We start from the raw sequence: 17,597 nt of genomic DNA on the forward strand, positions 1-17,597 counted from the left end.
TCCAGCCAAAAAAAACGGAGCCGTTCGGCTCCGTTTTCTTGTTTCAGCAGACAGGCGAATCAGGCCAGATTGCCGGCCGCGAAATCCCAGTTCACCAGGTTCCAGAACGCTTCCACATATTTCGGGCGGGCGTTGCGGTAGTCGATGTAGTAAGCGTGTTCCCACACGTCAGTGGTGAACAGCGGCTTGTCGCTGCCGGTGATCGGGGTGGCCGCATTCGAGGTGTTGACGATGCCGAGCGAGCCGTCCGGACGCTGCACCAGCCAGGTCCAGCCCGAACCGAAGTTGCCGGCGGCGGACTTGCTGAACTCGTCCTTGAACTTGTCGAACGAACCGAACGCCTTGGCGATCGCGTCGGCCAGCTTGCCCGTGGGCTCGCCGCCGCCCTTGGGACTCATCGAGTTCCAGTAGAACGTGTGGTTCCAGATCTGCGCGGCATTGTTGAACACGCCACCGGACGATTTCTTGATGATGTCCTCCAGCGCGGCGCCCGCAAATTCGGTGCCCTCGATCAGCTTGTTGAGGTTCGTCACGTAGGCCTGGTGGTGCTTGCCGTAGTGAAACTCCAGCGTTTCGGCGGAAATGTGCGGCTCAAGCGCGTTCTTTTCGTACGGAAGCGGGGGAAGTTCGATCGCCATGATGAGGCTCCTTAGCAGTGGCTGGGGGGAGAAAAGGCCGGCGCAGCGGACGGCAGCCGACGGGTGACTGATACAATATCGGTCTGCCTGCATTGTAAAGATGAAACATCGAGCTATGGACATCAACGAGCGAATCAGGGCGATCCTGACCGAACATCCCATCGTGCTTTTCATGAAGGGCACGCCGGAATTTCCGATGTGCGGCTTCTCCAGCCGTGCCGCCATGGCATTGTCGGAGGCTGGCGCCGCGTTCCGCGCAGTGAACGTGCTGGCCGATCCGCAGCTGCGCGCCGCGCTGCCGCATTTTGCGAACTGGCCGACGTTTCCGCAGCTGTTCATCCAGGGCGAGCTGATCGGCGGTTGCGACATCATCGAGGATCTGAAATCCGCCGGTGAATTGTCCCGCATGGCCAGCGACGTCGCCGGAGCAGTCTCTTGACGACACTGCCGGTTTCCCGTTTGCCGGGCGGCTGGCTACCGGCTGCCGATACGCTGGCCGATCGCGTGGTGCTGGTGACCGGCGCCTATGGCGGGCTGGGCGGCGCAGTGGCGCGTGCGGCGTCGCGTGCAGGCGCCACGGTGGTGATCACCGGCAAGCGCAAACGCCAGCTGGAGCAGTTGTACGACGCGATGCTGGCCGAGGGCCTGGCCGAGCCGGTGATCCATCCGCTGGACATGGAGGTGGCCACGCCGCGCGACTACGCCGCACTGGCCGAAGGCCTGGAGCGTGACTTCGGACGGCTCGACGGCATCGTGCACGCGGCCGTCAGCTTCGGCGGACTGACCCCGATCACCATGCACAAGCCGGATGCCTGGCTGCGCGCGATGCACGTCAACGTCAACGCCCCGTTCGCGCTGACCCAGGCTTGCCTGCCGCTGTTGACGCAAGCCCGCGACAGCGCGGTGGTGTTCGTGCTGGACGATCCGGAGTTGCTGCAGCGCGCGCACTGGGGCGGCTACGGCGTGTCGAAGGCGGCACTGGAGCGCTTCGTGGCGATCCTGCACGAGGAAACCGACCACAGCGCACTGCGTGTTCATGCCATGCTGCCGGCGCCGATGCGCACGTCGTTGCGGCAACAGGCGTACTTCGGCGAAGACATCATGCAGCGCGCGCTGCCGGATGCCGCCGCCGCCGCGGCGATCTACCTGCTCGGCGCCCAGGGCGCGGCGGCTCGCGGCGCGGTACTGGATCTGCGGGCCGACTGAACGCCGGCACCCCGGCGCCGCGACCGCTTCGCAGAAAAGCGACCGCTTCACACAAAAATGGAGTCGAGATGGAAACGCAGATGACCACGTTGTCGGCGGGAATCATGTTGTTTCTGATCATGGACCCGCTGGGCAATATCCCGTTCTTCCTGAGCTTGCTGAAAGACGTGCCGCCGAAGCGTCGGCGCCGGGTGATGGTGCGCGAGCTGTTGATCGCACTGGGCGTGCTGCTGGCGTTTCTGTTCGGCGGCCAGCACATCCTCAGGCTGCTGCAGCTGAAGCCGGACTCGATCAGCATCGCCGGCGGCATCGTGCTGTTCCTGATCGGCATCCGCATGGTGTTTCCGCCGGCCGACGGCGGCGGCATCTTTGGCAAGCCCGGGCAGGGCGAGCCGTTCATCGTGCCGATGGCGATTCCCGGCGTGGCCGGCCCATCGGCCATGGCGGCGCTGCTGCTGCTGACCAACACCCAGCCCGGCCGCACGGCCGACTGGACGATAGCGCTGCTGCTGGCGTGGCTGGCGACCTCCTTGATCCTGCTCAGCGCCACCTATCTGTTCCGCTGGCTCGGCGAGAGCGTGCTGACGGCGCTGGAGCGCGTGATGGGCATGCTGCTGATCGCATTGTCGGTGCAGATGTTCATGGCCGGCGTGGCATCGTTCCTGCATCTGAACGTTTGAAACAACGGCGCCATCCGATCTGTCGCGGGGAGCGTTTCGGATGATTGCTCAGCTGTCATAATCGATCGCCAGGATGGGGGAAATCCGAGGGCGCAGATATGCTGAGCATCGAACAATCCCTGACCGAGCGCCTGCCATGGCTGGCGCAATACCCGCGCATCCGCCGCCCGATGGCGGGTGTGCTCGGGCGATTGGCCGACGAAGACGGCTTCAATCGCGTACTGGAACGAGTCGGCGCCGCCGAGGGTTTCGATTTTGTCGAGCGCGTGCTGGACATTCTCGGTACCAGCTATCAGGTCAATCCGCGCGAACGCGAGCACATCCCGGTCGACGGCCCGTTGCTGGTGGTGGCCAATCACCCGCTGGGCATGCAGGACGCCCTGGCCTTGCTGCAGCTGATCGGCTCGGTACGCCGTGACGTGCGTTTTCTCGGCAACGACTGGCTGGCCGTGATTCCGCAGCTGGGCAAGCTGATGTTGCCGGTGGACGTGTTTGGCAAAGGCGCCGCGTCGCGCCTGCGCGGCATTTACCGCGCACTGGACAACGGCGAGGCGCTGATCGTGTTTCCCGCCGGCGAGGTCTCGCGTATGCGTCCGGGCGGCGTGCGTGACGGCCGGTGGTCGGACGGTTTTGTGCGGTTGTCGTTGCGCAGCAAGACGCCGGTGCTGCCGATCCATGTCGCCGCACGCAATTCGGCGATGTTCTACGGGCTGTCGATGCTGGCCAAGCCGCTGAGCACGGCGATGCTGCCGCGCGAGGCGGTGGCGCCGGGCAAGCGGCGGATCGGTTTCAGCATCGGTGCGCTGGTCAGCGCCGATGAGCTGCAGCGGCGCAGCGGCGGTTCGCCGGCGCAGGCCACCAAGCTGATGCGCCGGCATGTGTATCGGGTCGGCCAGCATCGCGGCCTGATCTTCGGCGGCCAGGCGCCGCTGGCGTTGCCGGAGCCGGCCGAGCAGGTGGCCGCGGAGCTGGCGCGCTCGGAAAAGCTGGCCGACCTCGGCGACGGCAAGCAGGCGTGGCTGTTCAAGGGCGCATTCGACAGCGCGGTGTTGCGCGAGATCGGGCGGCTGCGCGAACTGACCTTCCGCAAGGTCGGCGAAGGCACCGGCGCGCGCCGCGACCTGGATGCCTACGACCCGCACTACGAACATCTGGTGCTGTGGGATCCGCAGGCGCTGCGCATCGTCGGTTCCTATCGCTTCGGGCATGGCGGCCGGCTGATCGCCGAACGCGGCATGTCGGGGCTGTATACCTCCAGCCTGTTCAGCTATTCGCCGGCGCTGGAGTCGCGGCTGGCGCAGGGCATGGAGCTGGGGCGCAGTTTCGTGGCGCCGGCGTACTGGCGCTCCCGTGCGCTCGACCAGCTGTGGCAGGGCATCGGGCTGTATCTGCAGCGGCACCCGGAACTGCATTACCTGTTCGGCCCGGTCAGCATGTCGGTGAGCCTGCCGCGCGAGGCGCGCGAATGGATCGCTGCGGCGCACCAGCACTATTTCGGCGCGCCGGGACTGGCCGCCGCGCGACAGCCGTTCGTGATCTCGCCCGAAGTCGTGCAATGCGTGCGCGCGGCGCTGGAAGGCCTGGATGCGTCGGCCGGCCTGGGCAAACTGAAGCACCACCTGGATGCGCTGGGCGTCAGTCTGCCGGTGTTGTATCGCCAGTACGTCGACCTGGTCGAACCCGAAGGCGTGCAGTTTCTCGACTTCGGCGAGGACCCGGATTTTTCCGGCTGCGTGGATGGCCTGGTGATGCTGGATCTGGCAAGCCTGAAGCCGGCCAAACGCGCCCGTTATCTCGGCAGAACGGGCTGAAAAATTCCGTGGGCGATCCGTGGATGCGCGCGCTGTCCCGATGCAATATCTTGCGCGTTATTAAATTCCAACCATCTGAATTCATGGAAATAACTGCGATATACCCATCCCTTTCGGGCGGCGTAATTTTTTGCAAAACGGTGGAACTTTGTCGCCGAAGTGTCATAAACTGCCGTTAAAATTGACTTAACAATTTGTTGGCAGACGGGGTGGCCCCGTCACCTTCGCGTCACGAATCACCGCAAAAAACACAGTACGGATCAAGCATGAGCGGTGCCCATTTGCGGCCGCCGCCCCTCATGTCTGCGGTCCAAAGTCCAGTTTCCTTACGTCGCGAATCCTAGGGGTCCGTCCACGATGAACAGTTCAATCCGCTCAAAACTCTTGCCGCTGGCCATTGCCGCGTTGCTCGCCGTGACATTACCGGCCATTGCCCAAGACACCTCCTCCTCGATCAGCGGCCGCGTGCTCGACGCGAACGGCCAGCCGGTGGCCGGCGCCACGGTGCAGATCGTGCATGAACCCTCGGGCACCACCAAGATCACCACCACCGGCGCGGACGGTCGCTATTCGGCGCAGGGTCTGCGCGTCGGCGGTCCGTTCGACGTGACCGCGTCCAAGGCCGGCCTGAGCCAGGCCGAACAGGACAACGTCTATCTGCAGCTGGCGCAGGAGTCGGCGATCAACCTCACCATGGGTGGTGCGAGCGAGCAGAACGCGAAGAATCTGCAAGGCGTCACCGTTTCCGCCAGCACGCTGGCGCAGACCTTCTCGCCCGACAACAAGGGCATCTCGACGAACATCTCCAGCCGAGAGCTGGAAGCCACGCCGACGCCGGGACGCTCGATCCAGAACATCGTGCGCCTCGATCCGCGCATCGTGGTGACGGACCGCGCCCGCGGCGAGATGTCCGCAATCGGCCAGAACAGCCGCTACAACAACATCACCATCGACTCGGTCAGTGCGAACGATCCGTTCGGCCTGAACGCGAACGGCCTGCCGACGCTGGGTACGCCGATTTCGCAGGACACCATCCAGGAATACAACATCTCGACGGCGAACTACGACACGGCGACCCGCCGCGGCCTCGGCGCCACCATCAATGCGGTGACCAAGAGCGGCACCAACGATTTCCATGGTTCGGTGTACTACGTGTTCCAGAACCAGAACATGATCGGCAAGAACGAGAACGATGCGAAGTACCAGGGCTTCGACCGTCAGTGGACCGGTGGCGCCACCGTCGGTGGCCCGATCATCAAGGACAAGCTGTTCTTCTTCGCATCATTGGAGAAGAGCGTTCAGGTAGGTGCCGGCAGCCCGTACGGCCCGGTGGATTCAGGTGCAGGTACGCCGATTGCAGGTTTGACCTCGGCGATGGTGCAGCAGGTGCGTGACGCGGCCAAGACCGTGGGCATCACCCAGGATCTCGGTTCGATCGGCGGCGGCAACTCCAACCTGCAGGACAAGCGTTACCTGGGCAAGATCGACTGGAACATCAACAACGACCACCGCGCCAGCTTCACCTACAGCCAGACCAAGGAAAACAAGCCGATCATCACCGGCAGCACCACCAAGCTGGTGCTGTCCAGCGGCTGGTACAACACCAACGTCGACAGCAAGAGCTATGCGCTGCACTTCTATGACGATTGGTCGCCCAATTTCTCGACCGACACGACCGTGTCGTATGCGAGCTTCGATCAGTTGCGCGGCCCGTACAACGGCGTGGCGATGCCGGACATCACGGTATACCCCGGCACGTTCAGCGGCCCGGCGGTGGAGTTCGGCACCGAGTATTCCAGCCAGGCGAACGTGCTGAAAACGTCCACCCTCAGCGCGGCGTGGGCCGGCACCTATTACGCGGGCGACCACACCATCAAGGGCGGCGTCGACTTCGAGAAGGACAAGTTCTACAACCTGTTCCTGCAGAACGCCTACGGCAGCTACACGTTCGAGGACTCCAAGGCCGGTAGCGTGACGATGACCGGCTTGCAGAATTTCCTCAGGCAGTATTACTACCAGTACTACTACAACCGCCCGGCGAATGGCCTGACCCAGGCACAGGTAGCCGCCAATTACGGCATCAAGCAATGGGGCGTGTTCCTGCAGGACACCTGGCAGGTCAACAACAACTTGTCGGTGCAGTACGGCGTGCGCATCGACATTCCGCTGATGGACGACCAGCCGCTGTACAACCCCACGTTTGCGCTGGCGCCCGGTGTCAACGCCAAGGGCAGCGCGACCGGTGGTTACGGCCGCAGCAACCAGACCACGGTCAACGGCAACCGCGTGGTGCAGCCGCGCATGTCGTTCAACTACAACTTCAACACCGAGCACATGACCCAGTTGCGCGGCGGCGCGGGCCTGTTCATCGCTAATCCGCCGAATGTCTGGATCGGCAACATCTTCTCCAACTCCGGCGTCACCCAGACCCAGTACAACTGCGGCCCGACGCGTCCCGCGCCGTGCAACGGTACCAATGTTCCGGCCTTCAGTCCGGATCCGTACCATCAGAACGATGGTGCACTGGGTGCGGGCAAGATGACCGTGAACACCCTCTCGCCGGGCTTCCGTCTGCCGAGTGCGTGGAAGCTGAGCCTGGGCTTCGACAAGGAACTGCCGTGGTGGGGCCTGGTCGCCACGGTCGACTACGAGCACATCATCCAGCGTGATGCGATCCTGTATCAGAACCTGAACCTGGGTAACCCGCAGAAAGTGGCCGGCACGGCCAACGGCATGCTGCCCGATGGTCGCGAGACGTTCTACGCACTGCCGAACAAGGATCCGAAGGCCACCGGCCAGGCGACCCGCACCGGCGCCAACGCGGCGTTCGGCGATGTGATCAACCTGGCCAATACCAGCCGCGGCACCGCGGACAGCCTGGCGCTATCGTTGAAGAAGTCATTCTCCGACGACTGGTCCGGCATGGTCGGTTTCACCTGGAGCCGTGCGACCGAAGTCAATCCGGGCACCTCCAGCGTGGCCACCTCGAACTACAAGAACGACTACGTCACCAATCCGAACGAGAACGTGGCTAGCCCGTCGAATTATTCGATTCCGCGTCGCGTGATCGCCGGCCTCAACTGGCAGCACCGCTTCTTCGGCGACTATGTCACCAGCGCTAGCGCGTTCTTCGACGGCCACAACGCGTCGCCGTACAGCTGGACGTTCGGCAACGATGCCAACGGAGACACCTACGTGAACGACCTGGTCTTTATTCCAAAGCCGGGTCAGGTGGAGTTCCGCACCACGGGCAATACCGCGCGTGATGCGCAGCTGCAGCAGCAGTTCTACAACTACATCCAGCACAACGACTACCTGAAGGATCATCAAGGCCAGATCGCCCAACGCAACGGCGACCGTGCCGGCTGGATCAATCAGCTCGATCTCAGCTTCAGCCAGGAGATCCCGGGCCTGTTCAAGGGCAACAAGGGCATCGTGAAGCTCGATGTCTACAACTTCACTAACATGCTGAACAAGAAGTGGGGTATCGAGAAGCGCGTGGGCTTCCCGGGCGGGCGCCCGCTGGCCGATTTCTACGGCGTGGATCCGGCTACCGGCAAGTACATCTACGACATCGCCTGCGGCGGTGCGCCAACCTGCACCAACTACATCGACAAAGGCGGCAACTACAACCCGCTGGCGGTTCCGACCTACATCAACAACAACGACGATCTGGCTCAGCGCTGGTCCGTGCAGTTGACCGTGAAATACACCTTCTGATCCGTCGACTGGTCAGGCAGGCAACCGGCGTCCGCGAGGGCGCCGGTTTTTTTTGGCGCGCTTGACCATGCGGGACGGGCGCGGGAAGCTACGCGGTCCGTCTCGCTCGACGCGGGCGCACGTTTCCGCGAAGAAGCGGCAAGGAGAACCATTCAAATGAATGACACACATACCCGCGCGGCCGCCAAGGCTGCCACGGTCAGCGCCCGCATTTCACCGGTCGGCGGGCTGGATATTCTTTCCCGCAACGAGGTGGCGCGGTTACGCGGCGCCAGCGACTCGGGCCTGCATGCGTTGCTGCGACGCTGTGCGCTGGCGGTGCTGACTTCGGGCAGCATCAGCGACGATCCGCGGGCGATCCTCGAGCAATACCCGGATTTCGATATCCAGGTGCTGCAGCAGGATCGCGGCATCAAGATCGAGCTCAGCCATGCACCGGCACAGGCCTTCGTGGATGGCCAGATCATTCGCGGCATCAACGAGCTGCTGGTGGCGGTCGTACGTGACATCGTCTATGTGTCCACCCAGCTGGAACAGATCGGGGTGGACCTGGGCGGTTCGGCCGGGCTGACCCAGGCCGTATTCGAGATACTGCGCAACGCGCGCATCCTGAAGCCGAACATCGACCCCAACCTGGTGGTCTGCTGGGGCGGTCATTCGATCTCGCGCGACGAGTACGAATACACCAAGCTGGTCGGCTATCAATTGGGCTTGCGCGGGCTGGACATCTGCACCGGTTGCGGGCCGGGTGCGATGAAGGGGCCGATGAAGGGCGCGACCATTGCGCATTCCAAGCAGCGGCGCCGGCACAACCGCTACATCGGCATTACCGAGCCGGGCATCATCGCCGCCGAGTCGCCGAACCCGATCGTCAATCATCTGGTGATCATGCCGGACATCGAGAAGCGGCTCGAAGCATTCGTGCGCATGGGCCACGGCATTGTGGTGTTCCCCGGTGGCGTCGGTACCGCGGAAGAAATTCTCTACCTGCTCGGCATCCTGCTGCACCCGGACAACGCCGGTACGCCGTTTCCGCTGATCTTCACCGGGCCGCGCGAATCGGCCGCCTACTTCGAGCAGATCGATCGCTTCCTGCGCCTGAGCCTGGGCGACGAGGTGGCGCAGCATTACCAGATCATCGTGGATGACCCGTCGGCAGTGGCGCGGGCGATGATCAAGGGCATCGACAAGGTGCGCCACAACCGGCTGGACACCAGGGACGCCTTCTTCTTCAACTGGGCGCTGCAGGTTCCGCTGGAGTTCCAGTTGCCGTTTCGGCCCACCCACGAGGCCATGCGCGCGCTGCAGATCCGTCATGACCGGCCGCGGCATGAGCTGGCGGCGGATCTGCGCCGGGCCTTCTCCGGCATTGTCGCCGGCAACGTGAAGGAGGAAGGCGTGCAGGCGATCGAGCGGCATGGCCCGTTCGATATCGACGGCGACGCGGACATCATGCACGCGCTGGACAAGCTGTTGCAGGCGTTCGTCCAGCAGCACCGCATGAAGCTGCCCGGCGGCGCGGCGTATGTGCCGTGCTACCGGGTGCTGACCGCCTGAGGGTGCGCGAAAACCTGTCCGCGATGGCTTGACAGCCCGCGGCGCTATCGACAAACTACGCAGCTCACGCCCGAATAGCTCAGCTGGTTAGAGCACTTGACTGTTAATCAGGGGGTCGCTGGTTCGAGTCCAGCTTCGGGCGCCACGTTCGATGAAAAGCCGGCACATTGCCGGCTTTTTGCTTTTTGCGGCGACGACGTCCGGTCAGTTCATTTGCGAGCAGTTTGCGATCTGATTTTTGCTGGCCGGAGCGCCGCGGACGCGGCCGGAGTTGGAGACCACCACGCTGAGCGCATGCTGCGGGCTGGCGGGCTGGCAGAACAGCAAGGTGATGTTGCTGCCGCTGGCGCTGCCGTCGGGTTGGAAACGCACGACGTGCCTGCCCGTGCTGCTGCTTATGATCAGCTTGCCGTGGTAGCTGTGGCCGAGGCTGACATAAAGCGGCCCGTTGTCGGGCTGGTTGTCGCCGTTGGCATCGTGGCCGAGCAGCCATCCGCTGTCCCAGCGGGTATCTCCATGGCAGCGGTTGCCGTCGCGGGTCGGGCAGAACAAGGTGCGCCTGCCGCTGACGATGGCGGTTTCGCGAGCGTGTCGAAGTGCCGCGATGAAGTCGGTCTGCGCGACCTGCAACTGGTTCCGGTCCAGCAGCTTCCGCATGGACGGTATGGCCAGGCCGGTGAGCGCCGTTACGATGGCGAGCACCATGATCTGCTCGATCAAGGTCGCGCCTTGTTGCCGATGAATGGACCTGACGTTCCGGAGGGCTGTCACGGCGTCGCGTCCTGCGTTGTCCGGGACACTCATGCTAGGACGCTGCTGCCAACCAGCCAGTAGCCCGAAGGCGGAGCTCGGGTCGGCCTCTGCTGACGCACCTTGTCAGCAGGCCCGATTTAAAATGCACTACCGCGCCCACATCTGTAGCCGATGACCGACCGCTTCCAGCTCGTTGCACCTTATCGACCCGCGGGCGATCAGCCGCAGGCGATCCAGAGTCTCTCCGCGGGCTTCGAGGCAGGCCTGGCGGCGCAGACCCTGCTCGGCGTCACTGGCTCAGGCAAGACTTACACGATCGCCAACGTGATCGAGAGGGTGCAGCGGCCGACCATCGTGATGGCGCCGAACAAGACGCTGGCTGCGCAGCTGTACGGCGAGTTCAGGGAATTCTTCCCGCACAACGCGGTGGAGTACTTCGTCAGCTATTACGATTACTACCAGCCGGAAGCCTACGTGGTGGCGTCGGACACCTTCATCGAGAAGGACGCTTCGATCAACGAGCACATCGAGCAGATGCGGCTGTCGGCGACCAAGGCGCTGCTGTCGCGGCGCGATTCGATCATCGTCGCGACCGTGTCGGCGATCTACGGCCTGGGCAATCCGGAAGACTATCTGTCGCTGCGGCTGATCCTGGCCAAGGGCGAGCGCATCGACCAGCGCAAGCTGATCCATCAGCTGACCGAACTGCAATACACCCGCAACGAGATGGAGTTGCGCCGCGGCACTTATCGTGTGCGCGGCGAGATCATCGACGTATTCCCGGCCGAGTCGGAAGTCGAGGCGTTGCGCATCGAGCTGTTCGACGGCGAGGTGGAGAACCTGTCGCTGTTCGATCCGCTCACCGGCGAGACGGTCCGCAAGGTGCAGCGCTATACGGTCTACCCGCGCACGCATTACGCCAGTACGCGCGAGAGCGTGCTGAACGCGATCGAGACGGTCAAGGTGGAGCTGAAGGAGCGGCTGGAACAACTGTACAAGGACAACAAGCTGGTCGAGGCGCAGCGGCTGGACCAGCGCACACGTTTCGATATCGAGATGATGGCCGAGGTCGGCTACTGCCAGGGCATCGAGAACTACTCGCGGCACCTGACCCGGCGCGCGCCCGGCGAGCCGCCGCCCACGCTGTTCGACTACCTGCCGTCCGATGGCTTGCTGGTGGTGGACGAATCGCACGTCACCGTGCCGCAGCTGGGCGCGATGTACAAGGGCGACCGGTCGCGCAAGGAAACCCTGGTGGAATTCGGCTTTCGCCTGCCATCGGCGATGGACAACCGGCCGCTGCGTTTCGAGGAGTGGGAACAGCGCGTGCCGCGCTCGATCTTCATCTCCGCCACGCCGCGCGCCTACGAGCTGGACAAATCCGGCGAGGCGGTGGTCGAGCTGCTGGTGCGTCCCACCGGCCTGGTCGATCCGGAAGTGGAAGTACGGCCGGTGCGTACCCAGGTCGACGATCTGCTCAGCGAAGTGCACAAGCGCGTGGCGATCGGCGATCGCGTGCTGGTCACCACGCTGACCAAGCGCATGGCGGAGAACCTGACCGAATATCTGGCCGAACACGACGTGAAAGTGCGCTACCTGCACTCGGACATCGAGACGGTCGAGCGCAGCGAGATCATCCGCGATCTGCGTCTGGGCGAGTTCGACGTGCTGGTCGGCATCAACCTGCTGCGCGAGGGGCTGGACATGCCGGAAGTGTCGCTGGTGGCTATCCTGGATGCCGACAAGGAGGGCTTCCTGCGTTCCACCGGCTCGCTGATTCAGACTATCGGCCGCGCTGCCCGCAACGTGCGCGGCAAGGCGATCCTGTACGGCGACCAGATCACCCGATCGATGCAGGCAGCGATCGACGAAACCGCGCGCCGCCGCGAGAAACAGCTGGCGTGGAACGAGCAGCAAGGCATCGTGCCGACCACCATCGTGCGGCGTATCGCGGACATCATGGAAGGCGCGCGCAGCGAGGCGGGCAATCGCCGCGGCGGCAAATCCTCGCGCAGCCGCGCGGTGGCCGAGCAGGCTGCCGATTACGGCGCGCTCAACCCGCAACAGACGGCCGGCATGCTCAAGAAGCTCGAGGCGCAGATGTACAAGCACGCGCAGAATCTGGAGTTCGAGGAGGCCGCCCGGCTGCGCGACCAGATCCACCAGTTGCGCGAACAGGTCCTGCGCTGAGCCGGCAACGGGGCCGCCTGCCGGGATATTGTCGGGCGCCGGCAGCTCCCGTATACTGCGCGGCTCGCGTAGCTGGTTTGCGCGGGACGGGCGGTTAGCTCAGCGGTAGAGCACTACCTTGACATGGTAGGGGTCACAAGTTCGATCCTTGTACCGCCCACCAATTTCTAGCCCATGGATCTGATGGGCCTGAGAGGGGAATCCGGGAGGGTTCCCCTTTTGTTTGTCCCTGAGCGGACGGACGCAGATGAGTCCCGTCGCGGACCTGGCGCGCTGCTCCCCGGGATGCCTTCGCGTTATCCGGCATGGCGCGTGCCCCGCCTCAGCGCGACAGCTCGATCCGCTTCACGCCTTCGTTCGGCAACGCGACGCGCAGGCGCCGCGTCCGGGCGTCGAATCGCACGTCGCGCGCAGGCTTGCCGTCGATGCGCACCAGCGCCGGCGCGGCGCCGATGCCGACGAATTCGACCGCTTCGATGCGCTGCCAGCCGCGGTTGCGCGGGATGTCGAGGCGCACGCCGGTTTCGTCCTGAGTCACGACGATGGTGCGCGACTGCCCCTTGCGGTAGCCGTAGCCGTCGCCGGCATCCTGGAAGAAGCAGCTGCTGCCATTGGCGCCCGTCGCGACCGCGATCGTCAGCGGCGCGCCCTTCATCTCGCCGGTGTGCTGCACGACCGGCTGGGCCGGTACGCTGGCCGGAGGCAGAAAGCTGGTGGTCGAAGCCAACGGCGCGAACGCGCTGCACCCGCGCTCCGTTCGCGGGGCGAGTTTCGATGGCCGGCCACAAACCGCGGTGTGGATCGACGTCGACCGGCTCGAGCGCGGCGGCACGCTGAAGTACCAGCTGGCCGATACCCCGGACGTGTCCGGCTGGGGTACGCGCGTGGAAGATGCGCCGCCGGCGGCCTGTCCCGCCGGGCCGGATCGGTGACCTGTCCGGCGGGCATGCGGCAAGACCGGTGCGTGCATATTATTCCGCCAGCCCGGGCCGAGACCTTTTCCAGCGGTCAGGTGTCTTCGTCTTCCGTTGATGCCGGCGACTCGTAGTTCGGATCTTCCGAGTCCCGAGCGTGCCGGATCGCATCGCGCAGGCGGAGATCCAGGCGGTCGAAGTTCAGCACGACCTTGTCGGAATGGACGTCCCTGACCGCCGAGAGCGGCACCACGAAGTCGCCCGCGTTCTCGATATAGACGACCAGTTCAGGCAATCCAGGTCTGATCTCGCGGACGGAACCGATGCCTTCGTCGCCATCGGAGATGAAGACCATGAATCCTTCGCTGATTTGTTCACGCATGATGCGGCCCTGCGACAGATGACGGGGCGAATCTCGCGTCGTGGTGGCCTGATGAAGAGGCGTGTCGCACATGGCTGCCGCGACGCAAGCGGGTGATGCAAGATGAGCATACCCGTCGTTTCGGCGCGGTGAAAACGGCGCGCCGGCCACGTCGGATCGGCGGCCCGACCGGATTCTCTCAGTGGGCGAAGCGTCTGACCCAGGCGACATAGTGGTCCACGAAACCCTGCAGGAATTTCGCGGTGCCTTCGCTGCGGATCGTGCCGTCGTCCGCGATCAGCTCATCCTTGAAATGAACGAATACCTCCGGCTGCGCCAGCGTCGGTACGTCGAGGTAGGCGAGCACGTTGCGCAGGTGTTGCTGCGCAAGTGCCGAGCCGGTGGCGCCGATCGAGGTGCCGATCACCCCGGCGGGTTTGCCGGCGAACGAGTTGGTGCCCCACGGACGCGACGCGATGTCGATGGCGTTCTTCAACACGCCGGGAATCGAACGGTTGTATTCGGGCGTGACGAACAGCAAGCCATCGGCTGATTCGATATCCTTCTTCAGTCGGGTGGCAACGGCAGGGTAGGCGGCATCGAAATCCTGCGAGTACAACGGCAAGTCGTCGATCTGGATGTGGCTGAACGCGAATTCGGTCGGCGCGAGTTTCTCCACGGCGCGGGCGAGCCGACGGTTGAACGAATCCGCGCGCAGGCTTCCGACAATGACGGCGATCTTCAACTGGCTCATTTCGGGTTCCTCGAGGAGGGTTGGGCTGGCCGGCGCCGAGGCGGCGGTTCGCGACAGGTCGAGCCGCCAGCATCACGAAGCGCCGGCGGAAATCTCGCGCCGTTGCCGAAGGCCATGCACTGTACTGCCGACTCGCGTTAAAGACCGATGAATTCGGCGGCGACGTCGAATCGATGCCGGCAGCATGTACTCTTTGTGACCAGCCTCAGGGCTGCCGCCTTCCGTCCGACTTCAACCGGTGAATAGTCCCGTGCAAACCATTGAAACCCTGATCGACGCCGCCTTCGAGCGCCGCAACGACCTGACCCAGGCCGAGATCGAGACCCACCTGCGGCCCGCCATCGGCCAGGTCATCGACCTGCTCGAATCCGGCGAACGCCGTGTCGCCGAACCGGATGGCCGCGGTGGCTGGACGGTGAACCAGTGGATCAAGAAAGCGGTACTGCTGTACTTCCGCCTCAATGACAATCGCGTGGTCGATGGCGGCCCCGCGCAGGCATTCGACAAGGTGCCGCTGCGCTTCGCTCACGGCAACGACGCCGAATTGCAGAATCTCGGTGCACGCGTGGTACCCGGCGCACTGGTGCGCCGCGGTGCGCATATCGCGAAAGACGCCGTGCTGATGCCGAGCTACGTCAACATCGGCGCCTATGTCGGCGCCGGTACCATGGTCGACACCTGGGCCACGGTGGGTTCCTGCGCGCAGATCGGTGCGGGCGTGCACCTGTCCGGCGGCGTCGGCATCGGTGGCGTGCTGGAGCCGCTGCAGGCCAACCCCACCATCATCGAGGACAACTGCTTCATCGGCGCGCGGTCGGAAGTCGTCGAAGGCGTCGTGGTGGAACGCGGCAGCGTGATCGGCATGGGCGTGTTCCTCGGCCAGTCCACCCGCATCTACAATCGCGCCACCGGCGAGGTCAGCTATGGCCGCGTGCCGACCGGCAGCGTGGTGGTATCCGGCAGCCTGCCGGCCAAGGACGGCAGCCACAGCTTGTACGCCGCCATCATCGTCAAGCAGGTCGACGAGAAAACGCGCAGCAAGACCAGCATCAACGAACTGCTGCGGAGCGGCGAATGAATCCCGTCCTGTATGGACTTCCAAACTGCGACACCTGCAGAAAGGCGCGCAACTGGCTCGCCCGCTTCGAGGTGCCGCATGACTTCGTCGACTACCGCGCTGCGCCGGTGCCGGCGGCGACGTTGAAGGAATGGGCGCAACAGCTGGGCGGCTGGGAGAATCTCGTCAACAAGTCGTCCACGACCTGGCGCAACCTGCTGCCGCAGCGCAAGGAGCCGGGCAGCGATCCGGAGTGGACCCTGCTGCTGAAGGAGTATCCAGCCCTGATCCGCCGTCCGGTGGTGGTGCAGCCCGATGGCACGGTGAGCGTGGGCTTCACCGACAACGGCTTCAAGAAGCTGTTCGGGCGCTGAGATGGCGATGCGGCTTTCCGGCATCCTGCTGATGGCCGTGATCGCGTTGTGGCTGACGCTGGTCGCGTTCGGCAACATCACCGACTACGGCAGCAACCTGGTATTCGTGCAGCACGTGCTGGCGATGGATTCGATCTTTCCCGACGCCAGCATCCACTACCGTGCCGTCCATTCACCGCTGCTGCAGCAAGCGGCCTATGCGTTGATCATCGGCACCGAAAGCGTGGCCGCCATGCTGTGCTGGATCGGCGCCTGGCGCATGTGGCGCGCACGCCGGGCACCGGCATCGACGTTCCGTCGTGCCAAGCGCGTTGCGATATACGGGCTGACGGCCGGCCTGCTGCTGTGGCTGGGCGGTTTCATGGCTATCGGCGGCGAGTGGTTCGGCATGTGGATGTCCAGCCAGTGGAATGGCCTGGAAAGCGCTTTCCGTTTCGTCGTCGTGCTGCTGCTTGCGCTGGTCTGTCTTGGTCAGCGCGACGACGAGCTCGACGCTCCATGACGGGCGCGGACATGGGCAGTCATCCCGCACGCAGATTCCGCAGCAACCTGCGCATCGAACGCGACAACGCCGCGCTGTATACGCGGCTGGCGGAGCTGGCGACCGATCCGCGACTGAGTCAGGCCTATCGCCGCATAGCGGCGGGCGAGCAGAGCAATGCGCAGTTCTGGGAAACGCGTCTGCGTGTCCTGGGCGCGGCCGTGCCGCCGATCCGCATCGGCGCGCGCGTGCGTGCGCTGAGCTGGTTCGCACAACGCTTCGGTACCGAATTCGTGATGCCGACGGTGGTGCGGCTGGAGCATGCCGATCACGACGACACGCCGGTGGACCGCAGCGGCCACCGCGATCATTTCGTGGCGCCGCGCGAACTCGGTGCGCACGGTCATCGGCATCGCACGCAGAGCGGAAATACCTTGCGGGCGGCGGTGCTGGGCGCGAACGATGGGCTGGTCTCCAACGTCAGCCTGGTGATGGGCATGGCTGGCGCCGCGTCGGGAGACCGCGCCGTGCTGCTGGCCGGCCTGGCGGGCCTGGTTGCCGGCGCCTGTTCGATGGCGCTGGGCGAATGGCTGTCGGTGAACAGTTCGCGCGAGTTCTACCAGGCGCAGATCACCGAACGCGCAGAGCGTCTTGCCGTGGCGCCGGAAGACGGCCTGCGGCATATCGCAGGGATCTATCGCGAGAAGGGGATGGAGCAGGCCGCCGCCGAGCACCTGGCCGGACATCTCGCCGATACTCCGCGGGCGGCACTGGACATGATGGTGCTCGAGGATCTGGGCGTCGATCCGGGAGAGCTGGGTGGCTCGGCTTACGGCGCGGCGGTTTCGTCGTTCTGCCTGTTCGCGTGTGGCGCGTTGTTTCCGGTGGCGCCGTACTTCTTCCTGGGCGGTCATGCCGCGTTGCTGGCCAGCGCCTGTTCCACCGCCGCCGGGCTGGCACTGATAGGCATCGGCACCTCGCTGTTCACCGGCCGCAGCATGCTGTTCTCGATCGCCCGGCAACTCGCCATCACGACGGCGGCGGCGGCGGTCACCTATACCGTGGGGCACCTGCTGGGAGTGGCGATCGCGGGCTGATCGC

17 protein-coding genes and 2 tRNA genes are annotated in these 17,597 nt (G+C 64.5%); 14 read left to right on the forward strand and 5 right to left on the reverse strand.

Annotated features, from left to right (window positions below):
- Positions 1–59: 59 nt before the first annotated feature.
- Positions 60–638 (reverse strand): superoxide dismutase, encoded by a 579-nt coding sequence (locus ACFPPB_RS00785; RefSeq protein ID WP_377323423.1) that lies wholly within the window; start codon positions 636–638, stop codon positions 60–62.
- 115 nt (positions 639–753) lie between these two features.
- Here ACFPPB_RS00785 and grxD point away from each other — a divergent pair, with 115 nt between their 5' ends.
- The 7 genes from grxD to ACFPPB_RS00820 all read left to right on the forward strand — a co-directional run bounded on the left by grxD (position 754) and on the right by ACFPPB_RS00820 (position 9,757).
- Positions 754–1,077, forward strand: a complete 324-nt coding sequence (gene grxD, locus ACFPPB_RS00790; protein ID WP_377323829.1) for a Grx4 family monothiol glutaredoxin — start codon at positions 754–756, stop codon at positions 1,075–1,077.
- Positions 1,074–1,844 (forward strand): SDR family NAD(P)-dependent oxidoreductase, encoded by a 771-nt coding sequence (locus ACFPPB_RS00795; RefSeq protein WP_377323425.1) that lies wholly within the window; start codon positions 1,074–1,076, stop codon positions 1,842–1,844. Before grxD ends, ACFPPB_RS00795 begins: the two co-directional genes overlap by 4 nt.
- A gap of 80 nt (positions 1,845–1,924) precedes the next feature.
- Positions 1,925–2,524 (forward strand): YhgN family NAAT transporter, encoded by a 600-nt coding sequence (locus ACFPPB_RS00800; protein WP_377323830.1) that lies wholly within the window; start codon positions 1,925–1,927, stop codon positions 2,522–2,524.
- Positions 2,525–2,622: 98 nt separating this feature from the next.
- Positions 2,623–4,335, forward strand: coding sequence for a bifunctional ornithine lipid synthase OlsF (olsF, locus tag ACFPPB_RS00805; protein ID WP_377323427.1), 1,713 nt, complete (start codon positions 2,623–2,625; stop codon positions 4,333–4,335).
- Between the two features lie 357 nt (positions 4,336–4,692).
- Positions 4,693–8,055, forward strand: coding sequence for a TonB-dependent receptor (locus ACFPPB_RS00810; RefSeq protein WP_377323429.1), 3,363 nt, complete (start codon positions 4,693–4,695; stop codon positions 8,053–8,055).
- Positions 8,056–8,211: 156 nt separating this feature from the next.
- Positions 8,212–9,612, forward strand: a complete 1,401-nt coding sequence (ppnN, locus tag ACFPPB_RS00815) for a nucleotide 5'-monophosphate nucleosidase PpnN (protein WP_377323431.1) — start codon at positions 8,212–8,214, stop codon at positions 9,610–9,612.
- 68 nt (positions 9,613–9,680) lie between these two features.
- Positions 9,681–9,757 (forward strand) — tRNA-Asn (locus tag ACFPPB_RS00820).
- A 59-nt stretch (positions 9,758–9,816) separates the two neighbouring features.
- On the opposite strand, the gene ACFPPB_RS00825 is transcribed toward ACFPPB_RS00820, so the two are convergent.
- On the reverse strand, positions 9,817–10,332 hold the full coding sequence (locus tag ACFPPB_RS00825) for a GspH/FimT family pseudopilin (protein WP_377323433.1): 516 nt from the start codon (positions 10,330–10,332) through the stop codon (positions 9,817–9,819).
- A 204-nt stretch (positions 10,333–10,536) separates the two neighbouring features.
- Here ACFPPB_RS00825 and uvrB point away from each other — a divergent pair, with 204 nt between their 5' ends.
- Both uvrB and ACFPPB_RS00835 read left to right on the forward strand, forming a co-directional pair.
- On the forward strand, positions 10,537–12,555 hold the full coding sequence (uvrB, locus tag ACFPPB_RS00830) for an excinuclease ABC subunit UvrB (protein ID WP_377323435.1): 2,019 nt from the start codon (positions 10,537–10,539) through the stop codon (positions 12,553–12,555).
- A gap of 88 nt (positions 12,556–12,643) precedes the next feature.
- A tRNA-Val gene (locus tag ACFPPB_RS00835) sits at positions 12,644–12,718 on the forward strand.
- 159 nt (positions 12,719–12,877) lie between these two features.
- Here the strand turns inward: ACFPPB_RS00835 and ACFPPB_RS00840 are convergent.
- Complete coding sequence (locus ACFPPB_RS00840) at positions 12,878–13,228, reverse strand: DUF5110 domain-containing protein (RefSeq protein WP_377323436.1); 351 nt, start codon at positions 13,226–13,228, stop codon at positions 12,878–12,880.
- Positions 13,229–13,268: 40 nt separating this feature from the next.
- On the opposite strand from ACFPPB_RS00840, the gene ACFPPB_RS00845 reads away from it, so the two are divergent.
- On the forward strand, positions 13,269–13,487 hold the full coding sequence (locus ACFPPB_RS00845; RefSeq protein WP_377323437.1) for a hypothetical protein: 219 nt from the start codon (positions 13,269–13,271) through the stop codon (positions 13,485–13,487).
- Positions 13,488–13,563: 76 nt separating this feature from the next.
- Here ACFPPB_RS00845 and ACFPPB_RS00850 read toward each other — a convergent pair whose 3' ends face one another.
- The gene (locus ACFPPB_RS00850; protein ID WP_377323439.1) at positions 13,564–13,923 is read right to left on the reverse strand and encodes a hypothetical protein; all 360 of its coding nucleotides are present in this window, start codon (positions 13,921–13,923) and stop codon (positions 13,564–13,566) included.
- A gap of 106 nt (positions 13,924–14,029) precedes the next feature.
- A complete protein-coding gene (locus ACFPPB_RS00855) occupies positions 14,030–14,584 on the reverse strand; it encodes an NADPH-dependent FMN reductase (protein ID WP_377323441.1) in 555 nt (184 codons plus the stop codon).
- A 250-nt stretch (positions 14,585–14,834) separates the two neighbouring features.
- Here ACFPPB_RS00855 and dapD point away from each other — a divergent pair, with 250 nt between their 5' ends.
- Genes dapD through ACFPPB_RS00875 form a run of 4 tightly spaced genes read left to right on the forward strand, consistent with a single transcriptional unit; the run spans position 14,835 to position 17,593 of the window.
- On the forward strand, positions 14,835–15,662 hold the full coding sequence (gene dapD, locus ACFPPB_RS00860) for a 2,3,4,5-tetrahydropyridine-2,6-dicarboxylate N-succinyltransferase (RefSeq protein WP_377323443.1): 828 nt from the start codon (positions 14,835–14,837) through the stop codon (positions 15,660–15,662).
- Positions 15,659–16,015, forward strand: a complete 357-nt coding sequence (locus ACFPPB_RS00865; protein WP_377323445.1) for a Spx/MgsR family RNA polymerase-binding regulatory protein — start codon at positions 15,659–15,661, stop codon at positions 16,013–16,015. Before dapD ends, ACFPPB_RS00865 begins: the two co-directional genes overlap by 4 nt.
- A 7-nt stretch (positions 16,016–16,022) precedes the next feature.
- Positions 16,023–16,517, forward strand: a complete 495-nt coding sequence (locus tag ACFPPB_RS00870; RefSeq protein WP_377323447.1) for a DUF2165 family protein — start codon at positions 16,023–16,025, stop codon at positions 16,515–16,517.
- An 11-nt stretch (positions 16,518–16,528) separates the two neighbouring features.
- Positions 16,529–17,593, forward strand: coding sequence for a VIT1/CCC1 transporter family protein (locus ACFPPB_RS00875; protein ID WP_377323449.1), 1,065 nt, complete (start codon positions 16,529–16,531; stop codon positions 17,591–17,593).
- The last annotated feature ends 4 nt before the right edge of the window (positions 17,594–17,597 follow it).

The sequence above is a fragment of the Rhodanobacter terrae genome (genome assembly GCF_042657005.1).
Taxonomy (GTDB): domain Bacteria; phylum Pseudomonadota; class Gammaproteobacteria; order Xanthomonadales; family Rhodanobacteraceae; genus Rhodanobacter; species Rhodanobacter terrae.